This is a genomic window from Burkholderia sp. E168m22 (assembly GCF_001319805.1).
Lineage (GTDB): Bacteria > Pseudomonadota > Gammaproteobacteria > Burkholderiales > Burkholderiaceae > Burkholderia > Burkholderia orbicola.
The window spans coordinates 10879-36737 of the sequence record NZ_BBSK01000084.1 but is presented as its reverse complement, the minus strand read 5'-3'; the positions used below and the strand labels follow the sequence as shown (position 1 = coordinate 36737).

Below are 25859 nucleotides of genomic sequence, written 5' to 3'. Positions count from 1 at the left end.
GGCATGAGCGACGGCGCGGCCCCGGCACGGCCACGACCCGTGCCGTAATCGTATGCCGGATCGCTGGCGATCCGCATCGCGCTGATTTATGATCGGCTCCGTATCCTGGAATCGTCGTCGCGGCGACGATTCGCATTGCGCCGCGCCCGGCATCCACCCCCAAACGTCGAGCTCGTCACACCATGAGAAAAACAACGCCGCGCGCGCCGCTGCGCGTCGCCGCCGTGCTGGCGCCCGCCCTGCCGCTCGCGGGCTGCGCATCGCGCGGCGCACCGTCCTACGTGCTGTTCGGCGCGTACTTCCCGCTGTGGCTCGTCAGCGCGATCGTCGGCGTCGTCGGCGCGATCGTCGCGCATCGCGTGTTCGTCGCGACCGGCTGGGCCGCGACGGTGCCCTACCAGCTCGCCGTCTGCACCGCGATCGGGCTCGTGGTCGCCGTGATCGTGTGGCTCACCGGCACGGGGCCGTTCGCATGAAGGCCGCCGGCATCGCCCGCCCCTCCGTCAAAGGCCGCGTGATCGCGCTCGCGATCGTCGCGCTCGGCATCGCGGCGCTCGCGTACGCGTACCACCGCACGACCGCCTACCCGTCCACCGACGACGCGTCGATCGACGCGGACGTCGTGCACGTCGCGTCGCCGGTCGGCGGTCGCATCGTGCAGCTCGCCGTGCATGAAAACCAGCGCGTCGCGAAAGGCGACCTGCTGTACGTGATCGATCCCGTGCCGTACCGGCTGACCGTCGCGCAGGCGCAGGCCGACCTCGAACTCGCGCGCGCGTCGCTCGACACGCGCCGCCGTTCGCTGATCGGCGAGCGCTCGAATGCGTCCGTCGCCGCCGAGCAGGTCAAGCGCGCGACGCAGAACTACGATCTCGCGACGCGCGACGTGAACCGGCTCGCGCCGCTCGCCGCGCAGGGTTACGTCAGCGCGCAGCAGTTCGACCAGGCGAAGGTGCGCCAGCGCGACGCGTCCGTGTCGCTCGCGCAGGCGCAGGAGCAGCAGCGCGCGTCCGCACAGACGATCGGCGACGACGCGGACGCGATCGCGACGCTGCATGCGCGCGAAGCCGCGCTGGCCCGCGCGCAGCATGCGCTCGACGATACGGTCGTGCGCGCGCCGCACGACGGGCTCGTGACCGGCCTGAGCGTGCTGCCCGGCGAAACCCTCGCGCCGAACCAGTCGATCTTCACGCTGATCGATGCGAGCGAATGGTTCGCGGTCGGCAATTTCCGCGAGACGTCGCTCAATCGCATCGCGGTCGGCGACTGCGCGACCGTCTACTCGATGATCGACCGCAGCCGCCCGCTGACGGGCAAGGTCGTCGGCATTGGCGCCGGCATCGCGGACAGCGCGCGCATCAACCTGCCGCGCTCGCTGCCGATCGTGCAGAACTCGGTGAACTGGGTGCACGTCGCGCAGCGCTTCCCCGTGCGCGTGAAGCTCGACGAACCCGACGGCAAGCTCGTGCGTGTCGGCGCGAGCGCGATCGTCGAGGTCCGGCATGGCTCAGCCTGCCGCTGAGGTTCGCGCGCCGGGCCCGCGCGAAGTCCTGCGGCTGCTCGCGCCGTTTCCGGGGCGCGCGGCGATCGCCGTGCGCGTCGCGCTGATCTGCGCGCTGACCGCGTTCGTGACGGCCGCGTACGGCACGCCCGAAGCCGCATTGTCCGCGTACGTCGTGTTCTTCATGATCCGTGCCGACCGCGTGACGAGCGTGGTGCTCGCGGCCGCGCTGCTGCTGATCGTCACGATCGTGATCGGACTCGTGCTCGGCATCGCGATCTTCAGCATCGACTATTCGATCCTGCGGGTCGCGTGCATGGCCGTGCTGTCGGTCGCCCTCCTGTATCTGACTTCCGCCAGCAAGCTGCGCCCGGTGGGCGCGATCCTCGCGATGATCGTCGGCTTCGGGCTCGACCAGCTCGGCCTCGCGCCGTTCGGTGAAGCCGCCACCCGCGCGCTGCTGTATATCTGGCTGACGATCGCGATCCCCGTCGGCGTGGCGATCGTCGTCAACCTGCTGATCGCGCCGTCGCCGCGCAAGCTTGCGCACGCGCAGCTCGCGAAGCGGCTGCGGCTCGCCGCACGGCGCCTGCGCGGCGACGACGACGCACGTGCCGCGTTCGACGCGAGCCTGCGCGAAGGCGACAAGCAGTTGCTCACGTGGCTCAAGCTGTCGAAGCTCGAAGGCTCGTCGAGCGCCGCCGACTTCGCGGCGCTGCGGCAGGCCATCGCGTCGAGCACCGCGCTGATGGTCGGCGTCGCGCTGGCCGATCGCGAGCCGGACGCGCGGCTGCCCGATGCGTTCGCCACACCCCTCGCCGCGACGCTCGACGACATGGCCGCCATTCTCGAACGCGGCGGCTACCCGGTCGACGTGACGCTCGCGCTGCCGCCGGCCGACGCGCTGCCGCCGCTCGCACGCATCGCCGCGACCGATCTCCAGGATGCGATCACGCATTTCGCGGAGCCGGGCGCGACAGCGCCTACGGTCGATGCAACGGCGGAGGCTTCGGCCAACGCAACGCCCGCCGCCGCTGCCGCCACGCCCGAAGCACCCGCCGCCGCGCCGGCACCGGCACCACACGGCGGCTTCTTCCTGCCCGACGCACGCACCAATCCCGACCACATCCGCTATGCGCTGAAGACGACTGCCGCGGCGATCTTCTGCTATCTGCTGTACTCGCAGCTCGACTGGTCGGGCATTCATACCTGCGTCGTCACCTGCTACATCGTGTCGCTCGGCTCGACGGCCGAAACGGTCGAGAAGCTCACGCTGCGGATCTTCGGCTGCATCATCGGCGCATTGCTCGGCACCGCCGCGCTCGTGTTCGTCGTGCCGGCGCTGTCGTCGGTCGGCCACCTGATGGCGCTGGTGTTCGCCGGCGCGTGGCTGTCCGCGTGGATCGCCTTCGGATCGCCGCGCATCGCGTACGCGGGCTTCCAGGTCGCCTTCGCGTTTTTCCTGTGCGTGATCCAGGGCGCCGGCCCCGGCTTCGACCTGACGATCGCGCGCGACCGCACGATCGGCATCCTGCTCGGCAACGTCGTCGTGTATCTGGTGTTCACACGCATCTGGCCGGTCAGCATCGGCAAGCAGATCGACGTCGCGTTCGCCGCGCTGCTCGACCAGTGGCGACGCATCGCGCAGATCGCGCAGCCGGCCGAGCGGCGCGCGCTCGCGGCCGAAGCGTTCGCCCGACACGGCGCGATCTCGCAGGAGCTTGGCCTGGTCCATTACGAGCCGTCGTGGGTGCGGCCGGCCGCGACGTGGCTCGCCACCCGGCGGCGCGCGCTCGCGGAACTCGGCGCGATCGAAGGTCCGCTGTTCCTGCTCGCCGAACGCAAGCCGGGCGACGCGGCAATCGACGCGCAACTCGCGCGCGTGACCGAACCGGGCAATGGCGACACCGTGCCCCGCACGCCCGCTCCGACACCACCGTCGAGCGCCGCCCCCACCGACCCCGCGCGCGATGCGCTGCTGAACCTCATCGACACGCGGCTCGCGCAGATCGCCGACGCCGCCCGTCAAGCCACACCGAAGGAGCCTGCCCCTCATGCGCCTACCTGAACCGCCGGCCGCCGCGATCGCCGCCACCGTGCTCGCGACCGCCGTCGCGCTGGCCGGCTGCGCGACGTCGTCGATCGATCTGGCGCCGGAGGCGTCCGACCGCCCGTGGCAGCCGCAAACGTCCGCCGCGGGCGACATCGTGGCGGCGCCGCCGCGCGCATCCGCGCAAGGTGCGCATGACTACACGCTGCCTGCCTCGCCGGCACTCGCGTCGGTTTCGGCGCCGGCCGCGCTCGATGCCGCACATGCGTACACGCTGCCCGAGCTGATCGATCTGGCCGAATCGGCCAATCCGCTGACCCGCATCGCATGGAACGACGCGCGCAACGCGGCGCTCGCGGTGGGCCTCGCCAAGTCCGCCTATCTCCCGCGCCTGTCGGCGACGGCGATGGGTGCGTACCAGGCGAACCACGGCTCGACGTCGACGATCCTCGGTGATTCATCGAGCAACACCACCGCGCACGGCACGATTTCGGCGCTGTCGCTGCAATGGCTGCTGTTCGATTTCGGCGGCCGCGCGGCGCGCGTCGAAGCGGCCGAACAGGCATCGATCGCGTCGAACGTCGCGTTCACGGCCGTGCACCAGCAGGTGATCCACGACGTGACGGTCTCGTACTACCGCTACGAAGCCGCCCGCTCGCACGCGCTCAGCGCGCAACAGGGCCTCACGAACGCCGATGCGATCCTCGCGGCGTCCCGCGCACGGCTCAAGCACGGCGTCGGCACGGTCGTCGAACTCGCGCAGGCGACGCAGAACCGCGCGCAGGCGAACCTCGCGCTCGTGCAGGCGAACGGCGCCGAGAGCGACAGTTACCTCGCCCTCGTCTCCGCGCTCGGCATCTCGCCGCTGTCGAAGCCGACCATCGCCGCGCTGCCGAAGCGGCCGCTGCCGCCCGCGCTCGGTTCGTCGGTCGACACGATCGTGTCGGACGCGATCGCGCGCCGCCCCGACCTGCAGGGCGCGTTCGCGGTCGAAAAGGCCAACCGCGCGAAGATCAAGGCGGCTCAAGCCGCGTTCATGCCGAAGATCTTCCTGTCCGCGTCGACGTCGTATGCGAGCGGCGGTACGTCCATCTCCGCGCTGCCGGCGATCGGCGACCAGGCGCCGACCGTCAACCTGAACGGCAGCCGCTACGGCGGCGGCGTATTCCTCGGCGTGACGATCCCGCTGTACGACGGCGGCCTGCGCTCGGCCGTGCTGATGCAGGCACGCAACGACGCGGAAAGCGCATCCGCCCGCCTCACGCGGACCAAGGAGGAAGCGGTACGCCAGGTCGTCGCCGCGCAGAACGCGGTGCAGACGAGCCTGGCGTCGCACGACGCCGCGAAGGCGCTCGTCGATGCCGCGCAAACGAGCTACGACGCGGCGCTGACCGCGTACCGGAACGGCGTCGGCTCGGTCACCGACGCGACGATCGCGCAAAGCCAGTTGCTCGCCGCGCGCAACGCGGAGGTCGACAGCTATGCCGGCGCATTGTCAGCCGCGGCCGCGCTCGCACTCGCGACCGGGACGATCGGCTCGGCGCAGTAGCGCCGGCCGCAACGCGGTTGACGCCAGCGCGCGCCGCCCACTAGAATGCCGCCCATTCTTCCTTCAGGAACCATCGTGGACAGTTGCAGCACTCCGTTGCGTGCGCCGCTTGCCGCCTGAACGCCTGTCCGCTGCAGTTCTCCTGCCACGGCTCGCGTTCCGCGAGCCGCACGCTCCCCCGTTTCACACTGAATGACGCATTCGCGCGGTACAGTACCGCGCGATGAGGGCTCGCGCCGCGTCGCCTTCGGCCTTGCGCCGCGGCGGCGCGTGCCGGCATGCGCTTCTTGCACGGCAGGACAACCATGACTTTCGATTTCGCACTTCGCCTTTTCACCGCGTTCGCCTGCGGCGTCGCCATCGGCCTCGAGCGCCAGATGCGCCAGCGCACGGCCGGCCTGCGCACCATCACGCTCGTCGCGAGCGGCGCGTGCCTGTTCGTCACGCTCGGCGTGCTGACCGGCAACGGCGTCGCGGGCGTCACGCAGATCGCCGCGTATGTCGTGTCGGGCGTCGGCTTTCTCGGCGGCGGCGTGATCATGCGCGACAAGGGCTCGATTCAGGGCATCAACACGGCCGCCACGCTGTGGTGCTCGGCCGCCGTCGGCGTACTGGCCGGCTCCGGCCACTACGTGCCCGCGCTCGCCGGCACCGGCGTCGTGCTGCTTACCAATACGGTGCTGCGCGGCGTCAGCCAGGCCATCAACGCGACGCCCGTCTCCAATGCCGATCTCGTGCGCGAATACCAGATCACCGTGATCTGCCTTGCCGCCGACGAAGTGCACATCCGCACGCTGCTGTCGAACGCGATGTATGCGAAGCCGCTGTCGTTCCAGAGCCTCACGAGCGAGGACGTGCCCGACCAGCCGGACCGGCTGAAGGTCACCGCGACGTTGAAGCTGCATCCGAAGGATCAGCAGAAGCTCGAGCAGATCGCGAGCCGGATGAGCATGGAGAAAAGCATTTCCAGCGTGAGCTGGACCGCGAAGGAAGCGGAGCCGATGATGGAGTGAGCCAAGTGGCGGCCGCCGCCTCCGGCGCCGCCGTCGCGTCACGTCACGTCAAGGTGTTTCGATGAGCCCCGCCGAGATCGCCTTGACGACCGCCTGGACCTTGTTGGTCGCGCCGAGCTTCTCGAGGATGTTGTTCACGTGGAAGTTGACCGTGCGCTCCGAGATGCTGAGGATCTGACCGATTTCGCACGCGGTCTTGCCCTCGGCCGTCCAGCACAGCACCTCGCGCTCGCGCGCGGTCAGCGTGACGCCCGCCGCCGGCGACAGCTTCGGCACCATGAAGCGGCTCATCAGCGAATGCGACAGGTTCGCGAGCCAGTTGGTCTGTAGCGTCAGCATGTTGATCTCGGCCGGCGTCAGCCGGTCGGCATGGCGGGCGATGCTCAACAGGCCGAATGCGCCGCGCGCCGCCCAGCTCGATTGCGCGACGCCCACCGACAGCCCGAAATCGCGCGCGTCCTGCCACAGCGGGCACGGGTCGATCCGGTCGACGTCCGGCCAGACGATCATGTTGGTGCTGAGCGCGCCGTCGCGAACCGTCGAGTCGATCTCGATGTAGTTCTGCGCCTGGTAGTGCGCCATCCAGCCGTCCGGATAGGTATTGAAGATCGCGACCGCGGGCTTCGAAACGGGCAGCGGTACGCGAATGCCGTAACAGCAGTATTCGAATCCGAGCCGCTTGGAATAGGCGGCGATCCGCTGGAAGAGCTGCTGCTCGTCTTCCGCGGCGCTGAATTGTTGGTAGGCATCCTGCCAGCGCAGTTCCATTCGTTCTCCGACAACGTCACGCTGTCATACTTGTCAGGTTCCAGCACCCGTTCGAGGCTGATACATTCCGCGCATGACTTCACCCTTGCTGCACCCTGTCCCCGGCCCGTCCCCGGACGGCTACGTACGCCTGTCAGAAGGCGCACTGGCCGCACTCGCGCTCGACCATGTCGCGAGCGGCCTCGACCCGTCGCTGCTGGCCGAACTGCGCGACAACGCGATCGACGCCCGCCTCGCCGGCTATACCGAATGGCATCGCCCGGCCGGTGCCGGCGTCGCCTACGTGACGGTCGGCTGGGACTGGTACCTCGAACGCGCAACGGGCACGTTCGTGATCGCGGGCGGCGACGTCCGCAGCAACGTGATGGCCATCGACGCCAGGGGCGCCGACATCGGCATGTTCCGCACGGCCGCCGCGCTCACCGCGCGGCTCGCCGCGATCGACTGGCCTGCCGCGGTCGCGTCGGCCCTGCTCGGGCGCGACGACGCCTATCATGCCGGCCCCACGCTCCAGTGACAACCGGCCGCGCATTCTTCCGACGATTTTGCCAGACTGGCGCTCTTTATAAATAAAAGCCGCCCGGTTTTCAATCCCGTCGATCAAGAAACCGCTACCACGTCCCGAATGGCGTCTTTACGTCGCCACCCTGTAAGAGTTACCAGTTACAGGCTCCTCGTGCCGCGCGCTGTAATGCACGCATATAAAAGCACAGATCCGAGGACATCCATGCAGACCTTCGTTCACGAGGAAGGGCGGTTGCCACACGAACTCGCGGCGGATCTCGGGCGCTATCGGCGCCGTGTGTTCGTCGAACAGCTCGGTTGGGCGCTCCCGTCGGCGAACGAAAGTTTCGAGCGTGACCAGTTCGATCGCGACGATACCGTGTACGTGTTCGCGCGAAACGCCGACGGTGACATGTGCGGATGTGCGCGCCTGCTGCCGACGACGCGCCCGTATCTGCTGAAGTCGCTGTTCGCCGACCTGGTCGCCGAGGACATGCCGCTGCCGCAATCGGCCGCCGTCTGGGAGTTGTCCCGATTCGCGGCGACCGACGACGAAGGCGGCTCCGGCAACGCGGAGTGGGCCGTGCGTCCGATGCTCGCGGCCGTCGTCGAGTGCGCGGCGCAGCTCGGCGCGCGGCAGCTGATCGGCGTGACGTTCGCGAGCATGGAGCGGCTGTTCCGCCGGATCGGCATACACGCGCACCGCGCAGGCCCGCCGAAGCAGGTAGACGGGCGTCTGGTGGTCGCGTGCTGGATCGACATCGATCCGCAAACGTTTGCTGCGCTAGGAATAGAGCCGGGGCAGACTACCCGGCAAGCTATCGCCGCCTGAGTTGGAACGCGCGTTCCACTCGGGCGGCATCGTAACGAAGGAGAACCAACGTGGATCAGTCTCAGGTCTTTCGCGCGATGATGCCCGGGTTGACGAGCGCCGGCGGCGCCCGCATCGCGGTCGCCTATCCGTCGTTTCCCAGGCCGTTGCCGCTCGTGCGGCTTGATCGTCGCGGGCTCGTGTTTCGTGCCGTCGGCGCCGCGCCGCTCGTGTGCGGGCTGCCGCGCCCGGCAACGCTGCTGGTCGCGGACGAGCCGCTGTGCTCGCTGCGCCTCGTGATCCGCGACATCGCCCCGGCCGGCGACGGCCGCCACGACCTGACGATGCAGCCGTCCGGCGCCGCCGGCGACGAATTGCTATGGCACGCATTGCGCGATCGCGAGCCGTACCGGCAGATTCGGCACCCGCTCGCGCCGGTCGCCCTGCCCGTCGCCACCGGCGGCGAACCGCAAGCGGCGGCCGCCGAAACCGCTGCGCGCCCGTCGCGCAGCGCGGCCTTCCGCCTGCCCAGCCATAGCGACGCGCTGTTCTTCGCGGACTGGCTCGAATATCACTTCGACGAACTGCGCGCGCTGTCGCAACAGCACGGGCCGCAACTGCAGCTCAATCAGCTCGAACGACAGGTCGACGATGATGAAGTCGGCGTGCGTTTCGTCTACGACATCGACGGGCACGCGACGCGGCACGCATTGACCGACTGCGCGCGCGAGGCATGTGCGTGGATCGAGACGGAGATGCGCAGCAAATACGCGCTGCCGGTCGCGCAAGAGCGGTTTGGCGCGTTTGCGGCGCATGCACGGGCCGGCGGCATGTGAATGCGGCCGTGCCGCGCGCCGCCACAAGGCTGGCCACGCGGCGGCAAGTTGTGCGGATGCAACGAGGGCTTGCAAACGTCCGGGTTTTCCCTTAAATTTACGTCTGTCTCCTCCATGTCTCCAAACATGGATTCAGCCCGCTCACAGCAGCGGGCTTTTTTATTGCCTAAATGATTTACGGGGCCACATCACCCTCCCCATCTGGCTAGCCTGCTGGACGCATACCAGTCGGTCGCAGCCAGTAGTGGTGTATCGCAAATATCAGCGCGACCGCGACGACAAGCGCCAGCAGCAGGTACAGCCGGCCCTTCCTGGTCGTCGGCAGGTCCGTCAGGGCACCGACGTCGCCCGTGAGCGCCGCCAACGCGACCATCGCCAGGCCGGCCAGCACCAACGTCCCCTTTGCCACCCATCCGAACGCGGCCTCCAGCCCGGCTGCCCATCGCGACTGGCGATAGGGTCCGGCAACTGGCCGGCGCAGATCAGGCTTACCCATTCGTCAACTCCCTACCGGCATGCGCGTGTCCGCGCATCGTGCGGCAAGCGCTGCCGGACGCATGAATTCGAATGTCTTGCTGACGAGTAGCCGCTGCGATGCGGAGTGCACACAGGATCGAAATGCGTCATGTTTTTCTTTCGCGAGACGAGGCTCGACACAATTCGATTCGCTTGGCCGGGCCGAATCGATATCGTTCGATACGGCCAGTATCGCCCGAAAGACGATCCGTTCGCCTCGCCCAATCGCGATCAGCCGGCTTATCATTGATCGGCCCGCCACTTCCCGTCGAGGTCATCTTGCACGCCCATCTGCGCATTGCTCGCCCGGTCAACAACCTCGCCCGCACCGAACGCATGTATCGCGACGGCCTCGATCTGTCGGTACTGGCGCGCTTCGAAGATCACGACGGCTTCTCCGGCGTGATGCTCGGACGCGAAGGCCTCGACTATCACTTCGAGTTCACACACTGCCCCGACCATCCGATCGCGCCGTCGCCGACGCCCGAGGACCTGATCGTGTTCTACCTGCCCGATCGTCCGGAATGGGAGGCCGCGTGCGAGCGCGTGACCGCACACGGCTTCATGCCGGTGACGTCGTTCAATCCGTATTGGGAAATTTCCGGCCAGACCTTCGAGGATGCCGACGGTTACCGGATCGTATTGCAGAACGGTACGTGGCGTTGACGGGCTGACACGCGTGAGCGGTTACACGGCGGCGTGGCTGCCGCAGCGGGCGACGTAAACGACGTGCCGTCGCAGTGCGTGCCCTTCCGGCAACGCGGGATGGTCGAAATCGCGCGCGGGCTGGCGCAGCATGCCGAGTCGCTGCATCACTTGTTGCGATCGCAGGTTGGTGTCGGCCGTCCACGCGAAGATCTCGCCGAGCCCGATCCGGTCGAACCCGTCGGCCAATGCGGCAACGGCCGCTTCGCCAATGTAGCCATGCCCCCACGCGTGGCGCGCCTGTCGCCACATGATCTCGACGCATGGCGCCATCGGATGCGTTGTGCGGGCCTCATACGACAGGCCGCAAACGCCGACCAGCAATGCATCGGCGCGACGCTCGACCGCCCATACACCGAAGCCGTGTGCATCGACATGCGCGTTGAAGCGCGCAATGACGTCACCCGCCTCGTCGATCGACATCGGACCGCACGCGAGCCACGCGGTCACGTCCGGATCCGCATGCATCGCTGATAACGCTTCCGCATCCGCAGGTCGCCAGCGGCGCAGCGTCAGGCGTTCGGTTTCGATTCTGGATGGCGTGATCGTCATGGAAATGCGAAACGGATAGACGGCGCGTGCAACGCAGATGACGTCACGAACGAAGGGAAAAGATCGCGATCGTCGCGTGTACCGGCAACGATCGGAACAACGGATGACGAGAAATGGGCTCGGGTTACTCGTTTTCCTCGAAGTAATGCCCGAACTTCGTCTGCTTCGTGCGGATATAACGCTCGTTTTCCTCACGCACGGGCACCGCAAGCGCCACGCGCTCGCAGACAGGAATGCCATGCTTCACGAGCGTATCGAACTTCTTCGGATTATTGCTCATCAGCCGCACCGACGTCACGCCGAGGATGCGCAGGATCGCAGCGGCCGAGTCGTATTCGCGAGCGTCGTCGGGGAGGCCGAGATCGAGGTTCGCCTCGACAGTGTCACGCCCCTGCTCCTGCAGCGCGTACGCGCGGATCTTGTTGCTCAGGCCGATGCCGCGGCCTTCATGGCCGCGCAGATACAGCAGCACGCCGCGGTCTTCGGCCGCGATGTAACGCAACGCGAGATCGAGTTGCTCGCCGCAATCGCAGCGGTACGAGCCGAACACGTCACCGGTCAGGCATTCGGAATGCAGCCGGGTCAGCACGGACTGCTCGCCCGTGACGTCGCCCATCACGAGCGCGAGATGTTCGGCATCGCTGCCCGATACGCGAAACGCGTATGACGTGAACGTACCGTAGCGCGTGGGCAGCGACGCCGTGGCGACGAGCGTCACGCACTCGTCGGCCTGGCCATTGCCCGGCGTGGGCGATTGGGGACGCGAAGACATCATGAATTCAATCGAAACTTCAGGAATGTAGGAGTTGTGTGGATGGTGCGTGACGGGAGTTTACCGCTAATCTGGAAACGTCACGCGACTGCCGCCGCCCGCCCGGCTATACTGGGCTCACCGGGTGACGCGCAGCACGCCCCGCCTGCCCTGCATCGACCTGCACACGGAGAAAGCGAATGAGTACGACTGTCGCGCAGATTCTCAAGGCCAAGCCGGATTCGGGCCGCACCATCTACACCGTCACGAAGTCCGATCTCGTCTACGACGCCATCAAGCTGATGGCGGAAAAGGGCATCGGTGCACTGCTGGTCGTGGACGGCGACGACATCGCGGGCATCGTCACCGAACGCGACTACGCGCGCAAGATCGTCCTGCAGGACCGCTCGTCGAAAGCCACCCGCGTCGAGGAAATCATGACGGCGAAGGTGCGCTACGTCGAACCGTCGCAATCCACCGACGAGTGCATGGCGCTGATGACCGAGCACCGGATGCGCCACTTGCCCGTGCTCGACGGCGGCAAGCTGGTCGGTCTCATCTCGATCGGCGACCTCGTGAAGAGCGTGATTGCCGATCAGCAGTTCACGATCAGCCAGCTCGAACACTATATCCACGGCACGCCTACCGTCACGTCCGCCTGATCCGCGCAGCAAAAAAGGCCCAAACGCGTGAGCGTCTGGGCGGAAAGCCGCCGGCATGCGGCGACGGAGGTTCTGCTCCTGCGGACGGACGACGCGCGCAGTTCGCGCGTCTCGTCAATTCAGCGGTGCGCTCGGGCAGACCGGGGGGATGTTCAATCAGTTACCGAAGTACACCGAATTCACGGGATTCGGCGCGTCCCGCGTCACGCGGCGGCCGCCTTGCGCGGCACCCGTCGCCACGGCACCGTAGCCGCTCGTATCGGCTTGCGCGAGCATCGGCTGATTGGGCTGGATGCGCTGCTCGGCAGCCTGGATGTCGCTCGGATATTGCGAATCGCTCGCCAGCGGCTTGTACCCGTTCTGCTCGAGCTGCACGAGTTCGGCCTTGACCTGAGCGCGGGTCAACCCCTGCTCGGACTGTGCGAACGATGCAATCGGAGTGGCAAGGACGGATGCGGCGATGGCTGCGTAGATGATCGACTTCATGATTTACCTCCGGAATATGTTCTCTTTTGACGTCGCCTCGGCAGGAACTGTCTGAAGCGAATGAATTTAGTGTAGTGCGCGCCACTCCAAGGGGAAACCCTTAGTTTGAACATACAGCGTTGCATTTTTGGAAAAAATCGCCCACTGTTTCCGGACAGGGTCGTCGCGACTTGCTTCATCTACACAACAATCGCTGACGAAACGCCAACAACCCGATCACATGTCTGGAAGGTTGTGTTGTAGAATCGTAAGGTTTTATTCGCCAGTCGATATTCCGTCCACCATGTACGCGCTCACGCCCCTTTCGGTTTCGCCGTCCGGCCCGGCCGCCGTGCGCGTGCGCGCCGGCCAGCCGGCGCATTCCCTCGCTCGACGCACGGCCCAGGCGCCGCTCGCCCCTGCCCGGCGCCTGATCTGACCGCTCGGTCTCCACCCGGAGCCAGGTTAGACAGGCTCCGGGCGATCCTCATAGGCACGCCACGCCTGCCCCGCCGATCATTTGGAGAACCACCATGAAACAACGCCTTTACCAGCTGACCGAACTCGATGTCGCTCGCCTCGAAAAACACGCCGAGCACAACCCGCGCTTCCAGACGATGCTCGACACGCTGCTCGAACGCGCCGATATCGTCCAGCCCGACGCCATCAAGGCGAACGTCGTCACGATGAACTCGCAGATCACGCTGCTCGACGAAGCGACCCAGGAACAAGCCACGTGGACGATCGTTTATCCGGACGCCGCCAACCTCGAACTCGGTCGCCTGAACGTCTTTTCGCCGGTCGGCATGGCGTTGCTCGGCACTCAACGCGGCCAGATGGTCAAGGTGATGCAGCCGAGCGGCGCCGAAAAACTGATGAAGGTTGCCGCGATCGTGTTCCAGCCGGAAGCCAACGGCGAATACACGCGTTGAGCCGCCGGTCGACCCGCGCCGCGCCATACGCGCGCAGAACGAAAAAAGCGAGGCACCGGCCTCGCTTTTTTGCATCCGGACGATCCGGATTGCCGGCATCGCACTCGGCAGACGAAAAAAAGGCGCCCGAAGGCGCCTTTTTTGATGCTGCGAAGCGGGTTACCCCGCCCGTCACGCTTAGAAGCGGTGACGCAGACCAACCGTTGCTGCGGTTTGGTTGACCGACGAGCTCGATGCCGTCGTGTTGTCGCCGTTGTAGATGCCCGTGCCAACGATGTTGTTGCCCTTCGCGCCACGCTGGTACACAGCTTGTGCGTACACGTCGGTGCGCTTCGACAGCGCGTAGTCAGCTTGCACGCCGAACTGGTTCCAGTGCGAGCTGCCGTTGTTGACCTTCGCGTTCGTGTACGTGTAAGCAGCACCCAGGCCGAGAGCCGGCGTCAGGTTGTACTTTGCGTTGACTTCGTAGTTGTCAGCGCGCAGCGTCGGAACGCCAGCAGCTTGGTTGTCGATACGCGATTGCGTCCATGCAGCGCCGACTTGTGCCGGGCCGAATGCGTAACCAGCAGCAGCACCGTACGTACGGACACGGCCTTGGCCACCCAGCGTCGATGCGCCGTTCGTGTTGGTACCGTCACCCAGGTTTGCTTGCGAGTATGCTGCACCCAGCTTCAGACCTTGGAACTGGTACGACAGACCGCCGCTGTATGCGCGGTTGTTGCCGAAGTTCGTGTTGTTCGAGAACGAGTACGTACCGCCGAATTGCAGGCCAGCGTAGTTAGCGCTCGTGTACTTGATCGAGTTGTTCAGCGCGACGTCGCCGTTCGTGCTCAGACGGTCGTTGTTCAGCGGGTGCGCGAAGTACGTGCCGCCCCACGAGCCCGTTGCCGTCAGCGGCGCCAGGTAGTCTTGCGTTGCGTCATACTGCTTACCCAGCGTGACCGTGCCGTACTGGCTCGACAGGCCGACGAAAGCTTGGCGGTTGAACATGCCGCCGTTGCCGTTTGCGAAGCGGCCGTTACCGATGTTGAAGCCGCTTTCCAACGTGAAGATTGCCTTCAGGCCGCCACCGAGGTCTTCCGAACCACGCAGACCGAAACGGCTTTGGTCGATGCCCGAGCCCATCGACCACAGCGACTTGCCGCCGACGTTGCTTTGGTAGGTGATGCCTGCGTCCAGCACGCCGTACAGCGTGACGCTGCTTTGCGCGTGAGCGACGGTAGCAAACGATGCTGCAGCTGCTGCAACGATCAGAGTCTTGTTCATTCGTGGAGCTCCCTTCTAAAAAGAGGCAGGTCTCGCGACCTTGTTCATAAACGGTCTGCAACCGCCCGGGAGCGCCATCGGTCCTGCTGGCGGCGCCCGGATAGTTGCCCGTTTGGGAACCGTGAGTTTAGGGGTGTACCCTAGGGGAGCGATCCGCAAATAAAGAAATAAGCTTTTCCAGAACTAGAAATAATGAAAGTGGGGCCGCGTCATAAGTATTTGTTTTAACGCTTGTTTTTGACTTCTTGACGAGGGCTTTTTGGAGGCTTTCATCGCACCATTCTTTCATGTCATCGTCTTGACGGTTGCATAGAAACAACAAGCGGATTCGGTTCAGCACCCCGAAATCGGAAATTATTACCCGATTCAATCTCAAATATTGGCCATCCCGCATCTAAAACGTCGCCCTCGACCGGTAAACAGGAGCGACGCCTGCGCCACGGCGAGATCCCGTCAGCCGTCAGAAAGGGAAAAGGCGGCTCGCGCCTGCCGTGACACGCGGTAACAGCCTTAACCGCCCGCGTAACCCGGTAAGCGTACCGGCAGGCTAATGTAAGGCAGCCTCGAATACAGAACAGGAACCGCCATGAATCGACGCTCGTTGCTGCGCGCCATCGGATTGACCGCCGCCTTCGTCGGCACCGGCTGGCTGCGCGCCGCCGCGGCCCAGCCCGCCCCGCCCGGGTACCGGCCCGCCGGCCCGAACCATGCCCCCGGCCGGCCGCCCTATGCGGATCGGCCGCGCTTCGCGCCGCCGGCGGCACGCCACGACCGTCGCCCGCCACCACCACGGCCGCACGGCTATATATGGACGGACGGCTACTGGCGCTGGCAGCGCGGCCGCTATATATGGGTGTCCGGTCGCTGGGTCGCGCGGCGCCCCGGGCGCCGCTGGGTGCCCGGCTACTGGCGCCGCCAGGGGTCGGTCTGGATCTACGTCGACGGTTCGTGGCGGTAAGCGGCGGCTCGGCTTCGGCCAATGAAGCGTCCGAGCGGAACGGCGCGCGAGAACCGCCGCCGTCCGCGGCACGGAATCATGCGCTACGGCAGGGGTGCCCGGTCAACCTGTCGTCGGGCCGCCCATTTCGACGACATCCTTCGGATAACGAAGTCACGCGATGGCGATGCGAATGCATCCGGCCATGCTTCGACCCATCGCGCTCATCTGCCGCACATCGTCAGTCAGCGAACCGATGCGTGCGCCGCGCTCAGTGTCCGCCCTCTTCCAGCTCACGCGCCCGACGGCGCGCCGCGCAGATCGCGCGATGATGTTCGTCGGCCCACCGGATCATCGCCTGCATCGGCGTCAGGAACGAACGGCCGAGGTCGGTCAACGCATATTCGACACGCGGCGGCACCTCGGCGAACAGCGTGCGACTGACGAAGCCGTCCTGTTCGAGCCGCTTCAGCGTGCGCGACAGCATCTGGTTCGACACATCGCCGATCGCGCGACCGAGTTCGTTGAAGCGCATCGTTCCGCCCGCCAGCGCCTCGAGCACGAGCAGGCTCCACTGGTCGCCGATGCGGTCGAGCACATCGCGGATCGGGCACGGCTGATCGAGTTCGACGGATTCGTCGGCGGACGGAAGCGGCATGACGGGAGTCTCTTTCACGGGCGATGCACGGTCACCGCGGCGTGACCTGTTCACACCGCGGTGACTTCTTGTGACGGGTTCGCGGCAACTGTACCATTCGATCGGCCCGACAGCCGCTCCGGATTCGCCAGTTCAACGAAGCATGACGATGCCGCGCGGCCTCGCCATCCCGGCACCTGCAACCTCATGGTCCGGTCGGCGAAACCTTCGTGCCGATACGACATGCATCCCGCGGCCAAGCCGTCATCGCCCGCGGGTCGTCGCGACTCGCGCAACACCCGGTAGCGCTCGCGCATCCGCCCACGAATCGTCAACCAAGGAAAACGCTACATGCCTTCGTTCCGCTCCCCCGTTCGCGCCGTTGCCGCGTTCGTCTTGCTGGCCGCATCGACGGCCGCGCTGGCCACCGGCCCGGCCACGCGCGACCTCGCCGCCGAGGAAGCCAACCGCCAGCTCGTGCTGACGTTCTACGACCGCTTCTTCAACCGGCACGAAGCGGTCGAGGCCGCCGCCGTCGTCGCGGACGACTACAAGCAGCACAACCCGCACGTGCCGGACGGCAAGCAGCCGTTCGTGTCGTACTTCGTCGGCGCGTTCCAGAAGAGCCCGGCATCACGCGCGCGCATCGTCCGCAGCGCGGCCGACGGCGACCTCGTCTACCTGCACGTGCATGCGACCGAGCGTCCGGGCGATCGCGGCGAAGCGGTGGTCGACATCTTCCGCGTGAAGGACGGCAAGATCGTCGAACACTGGGACGTGATCCAGCCGGTACCCGAAACGTCCGCGAACCGGAACACGATGTTCTGAAGCACGGAGCCCGCGCATCGGGCGGCCGCCGGACTGGGCCGACCGACGCGCGAACCCGGCGTCACACGACGCCGAGCGCCAGCACCTGCTCGGTCGTCAGCACGTCGCCGAACGTGTCCGACAGCGCGGCCAGCGTCGCACGATGGAGGTCGCGGTGCGGCACCGTACCGCCGTCCGCGACGTCGAGGTCGCGCGTGGCGCATGCATCGTCGACGACGATCACCGCATAGCCGAGCGGCACCGCATCGCGTGCCGCGCCGGCCACGCACGCATGCGTCATCAGGCCGGTGACGATCAGCGTGTCGATGCCGGCCGCCTTCAGCCGCGCATCGAGGTCCGTCGTCGGGAATACGCTCACCGACGTTTTCTTCACGACTGCGTGATGCGGTGCCGGCTGCAGGTCCGAGTGAAAGCGGAAGCCGTCGCTGCCGTCGGCGAAGATCGGGCTGTCGGCCGTACCGACGTGCTGGACGTGAAACACCGGAATGCCCGCGCGGTCGGCGAACGCGATCACGCGCCGCGCATTGCCCAGTGCACGAGGCCCGTCCGGAATCGGCAGCCGGCCGCTGAAGTATTCGTTCTGGAAATCGATCACCAGCAGCGCGGTGCGGGCGGCGGCGATCGACGTCGGCGCGCTCGCGCCGGCCAGGGTACGGATGGTCGGATGTTGCATGGCATGCTCTCTCGGTTGGCACATTGATGGAACGGCACGCCGGGCCAGCCGGCGCCGCCGCACGCAGCCCGGAACCTCTCCGGCCGCGACGCGCCAGTGTCGGGCCGCGCGGCATGATGCGACAGCGGCGCGCGGGACAACGTCCGACAGGATCGGGCCAACGTGCGTGTGAGCCGCCTACGACAACACGGCCGTTCGCGCGCCCGGCCGCGTGCGGCCGTACGCAGCCATCATCGCGAAACTGAGCAGGAAACCCGCGCCGCCGATCAGCAGCAAGCCGGTCTCGCCGAATACGGGCAGCAGGTTCGTCAACGCGCCCGTCACGACCCACGCGACCGCCATCACCGATCCCGCGACGCCGAGCGCCCAGCCCTGCCGATCGTCGCTGACGGCATCGGAAAACGCCGTATACATCGTCGTGTACGCCACCATGTCGAAGCAGCCGACGACCATCGCGAGCGCCCACAGCACCGGTTCGTGCGGAAACAGCGCGGACAGGATCTGGCCAAGGCCGGCCACCAGCAGGCCCGTCTTCGCGATATCGATCACGCGCCACACGCGCAGCATCAGCCGTACGACGCACAGCAGGCCGAACACGAAGCAGAGGCCGATCACGCCGCTGAACAATCCGAGCCGCGCGCTCGTATAGCCGAATTTCGCCTGCAACAGCAGCATGATGGTCTGCAGGTAAAGCCCGTAGCCGACCTGCATCAGGAAGAACACCACCGACAGGAACGCGACGTCGCGCTGACGCGCGGCCTCCACGATGATCCGCAGCGGCAGCAGCGGATCGATACGCGTATCGCCGCGCGGCGCGGCGGAATCGCGATACGCCGCCCAGGTCCAGCACGCGCAGATCAGCGACAACGCGGCGACCAGCATGAACGGCGTGCCGTAGTCGAACAGCGGCGAGATCGTCCGGTCGGACGTGACGCCGCCGAGTACCGGGCCGACGATCACACCCGCGCTGAACGCGAGCGACATGATGCTCATGTTGTACGCCTTCGTGTCGGACGTGCTGAGATCGGTGATGGCCGCCTGCGCGATGCCCTGGCAACCGGCCATCAGGCCGGTGAGCCCGCGGCCGGCCAGCAGCAGCGCGACGCTGGCATGCCACGCGCCGGCCGCCATCATCGCGTAGCCGGCCGCGAGGCCGAGCACGCACAGCAGCAGGACCCGGCGGCGGCCGTAGCGATCGGACAGCTCGCCCATCAGCGACGAACCGAAGAACATGCACAGCGGGTAGATCCCGTAGCCGAGGCCGAGATAGAAATTGCGCGCGTGCACGCCGGCGTCGGCCGGCAGGATGCCCGCGTGCGGGTCGCTGAAAATAGCGGACATCATCGGATAGACGAGCCCGAACCCCATCGCGTCGAGCGCGATGGCGAGCAGGCAGGGGCCGAGCAGCTTGTAGTCGAGCCGGGACATGGCGACCTTCCGGACAGAGTGGATGATCGCCCAAGCGTAATGATCGGGCCGCTGCCGCGGTAGGCCGGCGGCCGCGATGCTAAGCATCGGCTCTCCAGCTAGTCATGCGTCTGTACGGCCCGGGGTGGCGGCCATACGCCATATCGTCATCGATTCACGGCCACGCTACACCGATCGAGCTGCGCAAATATCACGCATTCGAGACGCTTACGACGAAGGAGAACGATGTTTCCCGGCCGGCGGGCAGCGGGCGGCAGGCGCCCGCACCGTCCATGCGGCGCGGGCAATGCGATCTCAATGCGCCGCCTCGGCCACTGGCGCGCGGCAGGCGATCAGGCCTCGTTGCACGGCCGGCCGCGCGGCGATCTCGGCAAGCCAGCGCTCGACGTGCGGGAAGCCGGCAACGTCGAGATCGAGCTCGCCCGCTGTGCGCAGCCACGGAAACGCGGCGATGTCGGCGATCGAATACCGCGACGACGCGAGATACGCCGATTCCGACAAGCGAGCGTTCACGACGCCGTAGAGACGCAGCGCCTCCTTCCGGTAGCGGTCGATCGCTTCCGCGTTGCCCGTCTTCGATGCATGCAGGAACCACCACAACTGGCCGAGCATCGGCCCGATCCCGCCGATCTGGAAATGCAGCCATTGCTGGACCGCCGTGCGCTCGGCGAGCGTGTCAGGCTGCAGGCAGCCCGTCTTCTCGGCGAGATAGCCGAGGATCGCGCCGGATTCGAATACGGCCAGTCCCGTATCGTGGTCGACGATGGCCGGGATCTTGCCGTTCGGATTGATCGCGAGATACGCCGGACTGCGCTGCTCGCCGGCGGACAGATTCACCCGCACGCGATCGTGTGCGAGCCCGGCCTCTTCCAGGTAGATCGCGATCTTGTGCCCGTTCGGCGTGTCGGCCGTATAGAACGTGAGGGAGTGCGTCGAGGTCATGTCGGTCCTTGTCGTCGGGTTGTCGTTGCAACTACAATCGTTGCAATTGCAATCCTATGCCGGAATCGATGTCGCCGGCGACATGCCAGTACTCGAAGGAGGGACATGCAGACGGCGCGACCCGGTCCGCCCGTGCGGACACCCGATACCCGCCGCGCCGCGTCAGCCTGCCTCGAACGGCTGACGACGCGGCGGCTCGCGCCGCCGGGCGCGGCGGTGTCAGCGTTCGGCGCGCCGTGTGCCGGATACGTTACTTCGCGTCGGCCGCCGCGTCGCGCGCGGCAGCGGTCGCACGGTCAAGCGCGGTGATCATCACCGTCCGGTCCTTGCTGGTGAACTGGTCGAGAAATAGCTCGGCGACCGTCGACTGATACACCTTCCACATCTTCTTGCGCAGCGCCCGCCCCTTGTCGGTGATGCTCGCGAACGCGGCGCGGCCGTCGTCCGCCGAGCGCGTGCGCGTAACGAGCCCCTCCTGTTCGAGCCGGTCGACGAGCCGCGTCAGGTTGTAGCGCTCGATCGCGAGCACGTCGGCCAGTTCGTGCATGCGGCGCGTGCCGTCGGGGCCGCTTTCGAGCCCCCACAGGGCGTCGTACCACGCGTACGCGGGCAAGCCAGCCGCCGCGAGGCGACGCTCGATCTCGCGAATCATCGTCCGATGCGCGCGGACGAACGAGAACCACAGATCGGGTTCGGTTGCGTTCATGTCGGGGCGTTCCTCTCGCTTGATTGCAGTTGCAATCAAATTTTACCGCGAGAACGATAGCCCTCTCGTGCGATCGCCATCGTCGCCTTCCCCGCCGCCCGCCGAGCGTGTCGTCGCGCCGCGCCACTCACGCTACTGCCCCGACCGAGCGAGCGGACCTGGCGTGCCCCGCTCCGTGCCCGACGGCCAGCCGCCCGCGAGCGCCTTGTACAGCGCGACCGTCGATGCGGCGCTGCGCATCCGCCCGTCGGCCGCCGCATCCTGTGCCTGCAGCAGCGTCCGCTGCGCGTCGAGCACTTCGTAGTAGTCGATCGCGCCGGCCGAGAAACGCGCCTGCGCGAGCTGCGCCGCGCGTGCGCTGTCGTCGGCCGCACGCACGAGGTGCGCGGTCTCGTCACGCGTGCGGGCGACACGCAGCAACGCGTTCTCGGTTTCCTCCAGCGCGCCGAGCACGGTCTGCCGATACTGTGCAAGCTGGCCGGCCGCTTCCGCGTCGCTCGCGGCGATCCGCGCACGCACGCGGCCGACATCGAGGAACGACCAGTCGATGCCGAGCGCGATCAGGTTGGTATCACTGCCGGCGCGGAAAAACCCGTAGCTGCTCGTCGCGCTACCGAGCAGCCCCGACAGCGTGAAGCGCGGGAACAGGTCGGCGGTCGCGACGCCGACGCGCGCGGTCGCCGCGTGCAGCCGCGCCTCGGCGGCCGCGACATCGGGGCGGCGGCGCAGCAGGTCGCCCGGCGTGCCGGGATCGATGTCGGCCGCGAGCGCCGGCAGCGGCACCGGCGTGCCTGTCGGCGTGCCCGTCTTCGGTAAGTCGAACCGGCCGATCAGCGCATCCGGCGTCTGTCCGGTCAGCACCGCGAGCCGATGCTCGTCGACGCCGATCGCGGCTTCGTACACGGCGATCCGCGACGTCGTCGATTCGTACTGCGCTCGCGCTCGCGCCGCATCCAGTTCGGAGCCTCGCCCCGCGCCGACGCGCGCATTGATCAGCGCGAGCGTCTGCTTCTGGTTGTCGGCGTTCTCGCGGGCGATCCGCAACCGCTCCTGCGAGCCGCGCAGATCGACGTACGTGCTGGCGACCTCCCCCGCGATCGCGACGCGCACCGCACGCACGTCGGCCGCGCTGGCCGCCGTTTCCGCACGCTGCGACTCGATCGAGCGGCGCACGCGGCCAAACAGGTCGAGCTCCCACGCGGCATTGATCCCGACATTGGACGTCGGCGTATCGCGCTGGCTGCGCGGCGCGCCGAACGCCTGGTCCTTGCTCATCAGCTGATGGCCGATCTGGCCGCTCGCGGTGATCGTCGGATAGCGGTCGAACGTGGCCTGCGACAGCAGCGCATTCGACGCGTCGTAGCGCGATACGGCGACCTGCAAGTCCTGGTTCGCGGCGAGCGCCGCATCGATCAACCGTGTCAGCGTCGGATCGCCGAACCCGCGCCAGAAGGCGGCATCGGCGTCGGGCGACGTGTCGGTTCGTGTATCGGCCGGCGCCGCGTCACGCTGCGTGGCCGGACGAACATCGCGCGCGAACCGGGCGGCCGTGGCGGTATCGGGCCGTTTGAAATCGGGGCCCACCGCGCATGCGGCGAGCGTCACCGACATCGCGAGCGCGGAAAGACGGAAAGCGGCGCTCATCGGTTTTCTCCTTCGAGGGTGCCGTGCTGTTCGCTCCAGACGGCCGGCGTGCCGCCCGCAAGCTTGCGGATCGCCACATAGAACACGGGCGTCAGGAACAGCCCGAACAGCGTGACGCCCAGCATCCCCGCGAACACGGTGACGCCGGTGGCCGCCCGCACCTCGCTGCCCGCGCCGCTGCCGATCAGCAGCGGCACCGAGCCCGCGATGAACGCGACCGACGTCATCACGATCGGACGCAGCCGCAGCTTGCACGCTTCGAGCGCCGCTTCGACCACGCCCTTGCCCTGGATCTCGAGCTCCCGCGCGAATTCGACGATCAGGATCGCGTTCTTGCATGCGAGCCCCATCAGCACGACGAGACCGACCTGCACGAACACGTTGTTGTCGCCGCCGGACAGCCACACGCCGAACAGCGCCGCGCACATGCACACGGGCACGATCAGGATCACCGCGAGCGGCAGCGTCCAGCTCTCGTACAGCGACGCGAGCACCAGGAACACCAGCATCACCGCGAGCGGAAACACGACGATCGCCGCGTTGCTCTGCGTGACCTGCTGATAGCTGAGATCGGTCCATTCGAGCGTGATGCCCGGCGGCAGCACGTCCTTCGCGATCTGCTGCAGCTTCGCGATCGCCTGCGACGACGACATCGCCTTCGGATCGGCGTCGCCGATCAGGTCGGCGGCCGGATAGCCGTTGTAGCGCACGACCGGATCGGGGCCGTACGCGGGCCCGACCGTCACCATCGAGCCGATCGGCACCATCTCGCCCTTCGCGTTGCGCGTGCGCAGGTTCGCGATGTCGGCGGCCGTCTGCCGGTGGCCGGCATCCGCCTGCGCCATCACGCGATACACGCGGCCGAACACGTTGAAGTCGTTCACGTACATCGAGCCGAGATACACCTGCAACGTGTTGAACAGATCGGTCAGCGCGACGCCCTGCGCCTTCGCCTTCAGCCGGTCGACCTTCACCTCGAGCTGCGGGATGTTCGCCTGGTACGAGCTGACGGGATAGCTCATCCCCGGCGTCTTCGCGACCGCAGCCTGGAACGCCGTGAGCGCCTTCTGCAATTCGCCGTAGCCGAGCCCGCCGCGATCCTCCAGGTACAGCGAGTAGCCGGAGCCGTTGCCGAGGCCCTGGATCGGCGGCGGCATCAGCGCATAGGTGATGCCGCCATCGATCGCCGCGAAGCGCGCGTTCAGGTCCGCGTTGATCTGCGCGGCAGTGCGGTGACGCTGGTCGAACGGCTTCAGGATCACGTACGAGTTCGTGATGTTCGGCGTGTTCACGCCCTGCAGCGCATTCAGCCCGGCGAACGCCGGCACCATTTCGACGCCGTCGGTGCCGAGCGCGATCTTCGTCATCTGCTCGGTCACCGCGCTGGTGCGCGCGAGCGATGCGCCTTCCGGCAGCTTCGCGCCCGCGAACAGGTACAGCTTGTCCTGCACCGGGATGAAGCCGCCCGGTACCGCGTTGAACAGCAGCGCGGTCGCCGCGAGCAGCGCCGCATAGACGGCGAACACCACGCCGCGCCGCTTCAGCGTGCGCCCGACGACGCCGTGGTAGCGATCGGAACTGCGCTCGAAGAAGCGGTTGAACGGATGGAACAGCCAGCCGAATGCGCGGTCGAGCGCGCGCGTCAACGCATCCTTCGGCGCGCCGTGCGGACGCAGCAGCTTCGCGGCGAGCGCGGGCGACAGCGTCAGCGAATTGATCGCGGAGATCACCGTCGAGATCGCGATCGTCACCGCGAACTGCTTGTAGAACTGGCCGGTGACGCCCGACATGAACGCCATCGGCACGAACACCGCGCACAGCACCAGCGCGATCGCGACGATCGGCCCGGACACCTCGCGCATCGCCTGGTGGGCGGCATCGCGCGGGCTCAACCCCTGTGCGATGTTGCGCTCGACGTTTTCGACCACGACGATCGCATCATCGACGACGATCCCGATCGCGAGCACGAGCCCGAACAGCGTCAGCGTGTTGATCGAATAGCCGAGCAGGTAGAGCCACGCGAACGTGCCGACCACCGACACCGGCACCGCGACGAGCGGAATGATCGACGCGCGCCACGTCTGCAGGAACAGGATCACGACGAGCACGACCAGCACCACGGCCTCGATCAGCGTGTGCTGCACCGCGCGGATCGATTCGCGCACGAACACCGTCGGGTCCCACACGGGGCGGTACGCGACGCCGGGCGGGAAGCGCTTCGACAATTCGTCGAGCTTCGCATACACGGCCTTCGCGACGTCGAGCGCGTTCGCGCCCGGCGACAGGAAGATGCCGACCACGGCCGAATGCCTGTCGTTGAAATACGAGCGCAGCGTGTAGTCGCCCGCGCCGAGCTCGATGCGCGCGACGTCGGACAGCTTCACGACCTGGCCGTCGTCGCCGTTGCGCAGCACGATGTCGCTGAATTCCTGCACCGTGCGCAGACGGCCGCGCACGTTGATCGACACGAGGAAGTCGTTTTTCTTCGGCGACGGCTCCGCGCCGAGCTGGCCGGCCGACACCTGCACGTTCTGCTCGCGCACGGCCGCGATCACGTCGCTCGCGGTCAGCCCGCGCGACGCGAGCCGGTTCGGGTCGAGCCACAGCCGCATCGCGTAGTCGCCGGAGCCGTACACGCCGACGTCGCCGATGCCGGTGAGCCGCGACAGTTCGTCCTTCACGTGCAGCGTCAGGTAGTTGCGCAGGTACAGCGAATCGCGGCTGTTGTCCGGCGAATAGAGGCTCACGTACATCAGCGGCGTGGGCGACTGCTTCTGCGTGGTCACGCCGTACTGGCGCACCTCGTCGGGCAGGCGCGACAGCGCCTGGCTCACGCGGTTCTGCACGCGCACGGCGGCCGTATCGGGATCGACGCCCTGCAGGAACGTGACGACGACCTGCAGGCTGCCGTCCGACCCGGCAACCGACTTCATGTACATGATGCCTTCGACGCCGTTGATCGCCTCTTCCAGCGGTTCGGCCACCGACTCGGCGATTTCCTTCGGATTCGCGCCCGGGTACGTCGCGCGCACGACGACGCTCGGCGGCACGACTTCCGGATATTCGCCGGCCGGCAGCATCGGAATCGAGATCAGGCCGAGCGCGAAGATGACGATCGACAGCACGACCGCGAAGATCGGCCGGTCGATGAAGAAGCGGGAGAAATCCATCGTCTCGCTCCCG

General features: G+C 67.0%; 26 protein-coding genes. 13 read left to right on the top strand and 13 right to left on the bottom strand.

Going from position 1 to position 25859, the window contains the following annotated elements; all coding sequences use genetic code 11:
• Positions 1-182: 182 nt before the first annotated feature.
• The 5 genes from AP428_RS18655 (at position 183) to AP428_RS18635 (ending at position 6113) form a co-directional block, all read left to right on the top strand.
• The gene (locus AP428_RS18655) at positions 183-476 is read left to right on the top strand and encodes a hypothetical protein (RefSeq protein ID WP_011547413.1); all 294 of its coding nucleotides are present in this window, start codon (positions 183-185) and stop codon (positions 474-476) included.
• Positions 473-1522, top strand: coding sequence for a multidrug transporter subunit MdtN (gene mdtN / locus AP428_RS18650; protein WP_011547412.1), 1050 nt, complete (start codon positions 473-475; stop codon positions 1520-1522). Before AP428_RS18655 ends, mdtN begins: the two co-directional genes overlap by 4 nt.
• A complete protein-coding gene (locus AP428_RS18645; RefSeq protein WP_011547411.1) occupies positions 1503-3569 on the top strand; it encodes an FUSC family protein in 2067 nt (688 codons plus the stop codon). The genes mdtN and AP428_RS18645 overlap by 20 nt, the downstream gene beginning before the upstream one ends.
• Complete coding sequence (locus tag AP428_RS18640; protein WP_011694777.1) at positions 3556-5100, top strand: TolC family protein; 1545 nt, start codon at positions 3556-3558, stop codon at positions 5098-5100. The genes AP428_RS18645 and AP428_RS18640 overlap by 14 nt, the downstream gene beginning before the upstream one ends.
• A gap of 305 nt (positions 5101-5405) precedes the next feature.
• Positions 5406-6113 (top strand): MgtC/SapB family protein, encoded by a 708-nt coding sequence (locus AP428_RS18635; protein ID WP_006483946.1) that lies wholly within the window; start codon positions 5406-5408, stop codon positions 6111-6113.
• Positions 6114-6161: 48 nt separating this feature from the next.
• Here the strand turns inward: AP428_RS18635 and AP428_RS18630 are convergent, their stop codons facing one another.
• Entirely contained in the window at positions 6162-6881 is a 720-nt protein-coding gene (locus AP428_RS18630; protein ID WP_011547409.1) for an autoinducer binding domain-containing protein, read from the bottom strand.
• A 73-nt stretch (positions 6882-6954) separates the two neighbouring features.
• On the opposite strand from AP428_RS18630, the gene AP428_RS18625 reads away from it, so the two are divergent.
• The 3 genes from AP428_RS18625 to AP428_RS18615 all read left to right on the top strand — a co-directional run bounded on the left by AP428_RS18625 (position 6955) and on the right by AP428_RS18615 (position 9032).
• Positions 6955-7398 carry a DUF4902 domain-containing protein gene (locus AP428_RS18625; protein ID WP_011547408.1) on the top strand — a complete coding sequence of 148 codons (444 nt, stop codon included), beginning with the start codon at positions 6955-6957 and terminating at the stop codon, positions 7396-7398.
• Positions 7399-7608: 210 nt separating this feature from the next.
• Positions 7609-8217 (top strand): acyl-homoserine-lactone synthase, encoded by a 609-nt coding sequence (locus AP428_RS18620; protein ID WP_011547407.1) that lies wholly within the window; start codon positions 7609-7611, stop codon positions 8215-8217.
• 50 nt (positions 8218-8267) lie between these two features.
• Positions 8268-9032, top strand: coding sequence for a hypothetical protein (locus AP428_RS18615; protein WP_041489376.1), 765 nt, complete (start codon positions 8268-8270; stop codon positions 9030-9032).
• A 205-nt stretch (positions 9033-9237) separates the two neighbouring features.
• On the opposite strand, the gene AP428_RS18610 is transcribed toward AP428_RS18615, so the two are convergent.
• On the bottom strand, positions 9238-9528 hold the full coding sequence (locus AP428_RS18610; protein WP_011547405.1) for a hypothetical protein: 291 nt from the start codon (positions 9526-9528) through the stop codon (positions 9238-9240).
• A 299-nt stretch (positions 9529-9827) separates the two neighbouring features.
• On the opposite strand from AP428_RS18610, the gene AP428_RS18605 reads away from it, so the two are divergent.
• Positions 9828-10214: a VOC family protein gene (locus AP428_RS18605; RefSeq protein ID WP_041489375.1), complete on the top strand. Its 387-nt coding sequence runs from the start codon at positions 9828-9830 to the stop codon at positions 10212-10214.
• Between the two features lie 21 nt (positions 10215-10235).
• Here AP428_RS18605 and AP428_RS18600 read toward each other — a convergent pair whose 3' ends face one another.
• Positions 10236-10805 (bottom strand): GNAT family N-acetyltransferase, encoded by a 570-nt coding sequence (locus tag AP428_RS18600; RefSeq protein WP_011547403.1) that lies wholly within the window; start codon positions 10803-10805, stop codon positions 10236-10238.
• A 124-nt stretch (positions 10806-10929) separates the two neighbouring features.
• Positions 10930-11580 (bottom strand): GTP cyclohydrolase II, encoded by a 651-nt coding sequence (gene ribA, locus AP428_RS18595; RefSeq protein WP_006480964.1) that lies wholly within the window; start codon positions 11578-11580, stop codon positions 10930-10932.
• Positions 11581-11756: 176 nt separating this feature from the next.
• On the opposite strand from ribA, the gene AP428_RS18590 reads away from it, so the two are divergent.
• Complete coding sequence (locus tag AP428_RS18590) at positions 11757-12218, top strand: CBS domain-containing protein (RefSeq protein ID WP_006480963.1); 462 nt, start codon at positions 11757-11759, stop codon at positions 12216-12218.
• A 156-nt stretch (positions 12219-12374) separates the two neighbouring features.
• On the opposite strand, the gene AP428_RS18585 is transcribed toward AP428_RS18590, so the two are convergent.
• Entirely contained in the window at positions 12375-12704 is a 330-nt protein-coding gene (locus AP428_RS18585; protein WP_006480962.1) for a DUF4148 domain-containing protein, read from the bottom strand.
• Positions 12705-13216: 512 nt separating this feature from the next.
• Between AP428_RS18585 and AP428_RS18580 the strand changes: the two genes are divergently transcribed.
• Positions 13217-13615, top strand: coding sequence for a GreA/GreB family elongation factor (locus AP428_RS18580; protein WP_006486027.1), 399 nt, complete (start codon positions 13217-13219; stop codon positions 13613-13615).
• Positions 13616-13792: 177 nt separating this feature from the next.
• Here the strand turns inward: AP428_RS18580 and AP428_RS18575 are convergent, their stop codons facing one another.
• A complete protein-coding gene (locus tag AP428_RS18575) occupies positions 13793-14881 on the bottom strand; it encodes a porin (protein ID WP_006480960.1) in 1089 nt (362 codons plus the stop codon).
• A gap of 586 nt (positions 14882-15467) precedes the next feature.
• Here AP428_RS18575 and AP428_RS18570 point away from each other — a divergent pair.
• Entirely contained in the window at positions 15468-15839 is a 372-nt protein-coding gene (locus tag AP428_RS18570; protein ID WP_011547402.1) for a YXWGXW repeat-containing protein, read from the top strand.
• Positions 15840-16089: 250 nt separating this feature from the next.
• Here AP428_RS18570 and AP428_RS18565 read toward each other — a convergent pair whose 3' ends face one another.
• On the bottom strand, positions 16090-16476 hold the full coding sequence (locus AP428_RS18565) for a helix-turn-helix domain-containing protein (RefSeq protein ID WP_011547401.1): 387 nt from the start codon (positions 16474-16476) through the stop codon (positions 16090-16092).
• A gap of 330 nt (positions 16477-16806) precedes the next feature.
• Here AP428_RS18565 and AP428_RS18560 point away from each other — a divergent pair, with 330 nt between their 5' ends.
• Positions 16807-17283 (top strand): nuclear transport factor 2 family protein, encoded by a 477-nt coding sequence (locus AP428_RS18560; RefSeq protein WP_011547399.1) that lies wholly within the window; start codon positions 16807-16809, stop codon positions 17281-17283.
• 61 nt (positions 17284-17344) lie between these two features.
• On the opposite strand, the gene AP428_RS18555 is transcribed toward AP428_RS18560, so the two are convergent.
• The 6 genes from AP428_RS18555 to AP428_RS18530 form a co-directional block, all read right to left on the bottom strand.
• Positions 17345-17956, bottom strand: a complete 612-nt coding sequence (locus AP428_RS18555) for a cysteine hydrolase family protein (RefSeq protein ID WP_041489374.1) — start codon at positions 17954-17956, stop codon at positions 17345-17347.
• A 177-nt stretch (positions 17957-18133) separates the two neighbouring features.
• Entirely contained in the window at positions 18134-19384 is a 1251-nt protein-coding gene (locus tag AP428_RS18550) for an MFS transporter (RefSeq protein ID WP_041489373.1), read from the bottom strand.
• A gap of 294 nt (positions 19385-19678) precedes the next feature.
• A complete protein-coding gene (locus AP428_RS18545) occupies positions 19679-20326 on the bottom strand; it encodes a glutathione S-transferase family protein (protein WP_011547396.1) in 648 nt (215 codons plus the stop codon).
• 250 nt (positions 20327-20576) lie between these two features.
• Entirely contained in the window at positions 20577-21032 is a 456-nt protein-coding gene (locus AP428_RS18540) for a MarR family winged helix-turn-helix transcriptional regulator (protein ID WP_011547395.1), read from the bottom strand.
• A 132-nt stretch (positions 21033-21164) separates the two neighbouring features.
• On the bottom strand, positions 21165-22676 hold the full coding sequence (locus tag AP428_RS18535) for an efflux transporter outer membrane subunit (protein ID WP_011547394.1): 1512 nt from the start codon (positions 22674-22676) through the stop codon (positions 21165-21167).
• Positions 22673-25846 carry an efflux RND transporter permease subunit gene (locus AP428_RS18530; RefSeq protein ID WP_011694779.1) on the bottom strand — a complete coding sequence of 1058 codons (3174 nt, stop codon included), beginning with the start codon at positions 25844-25846 and terminating at the stop codon, positions 22673-22675. Before AP428_RS18530 ends, AP428_RS18535 begins: the two co-directional genes overlap by 4 nt.
• Between the last annotated feature and the right edge of the window lie 13 nt (positions 25847-25859).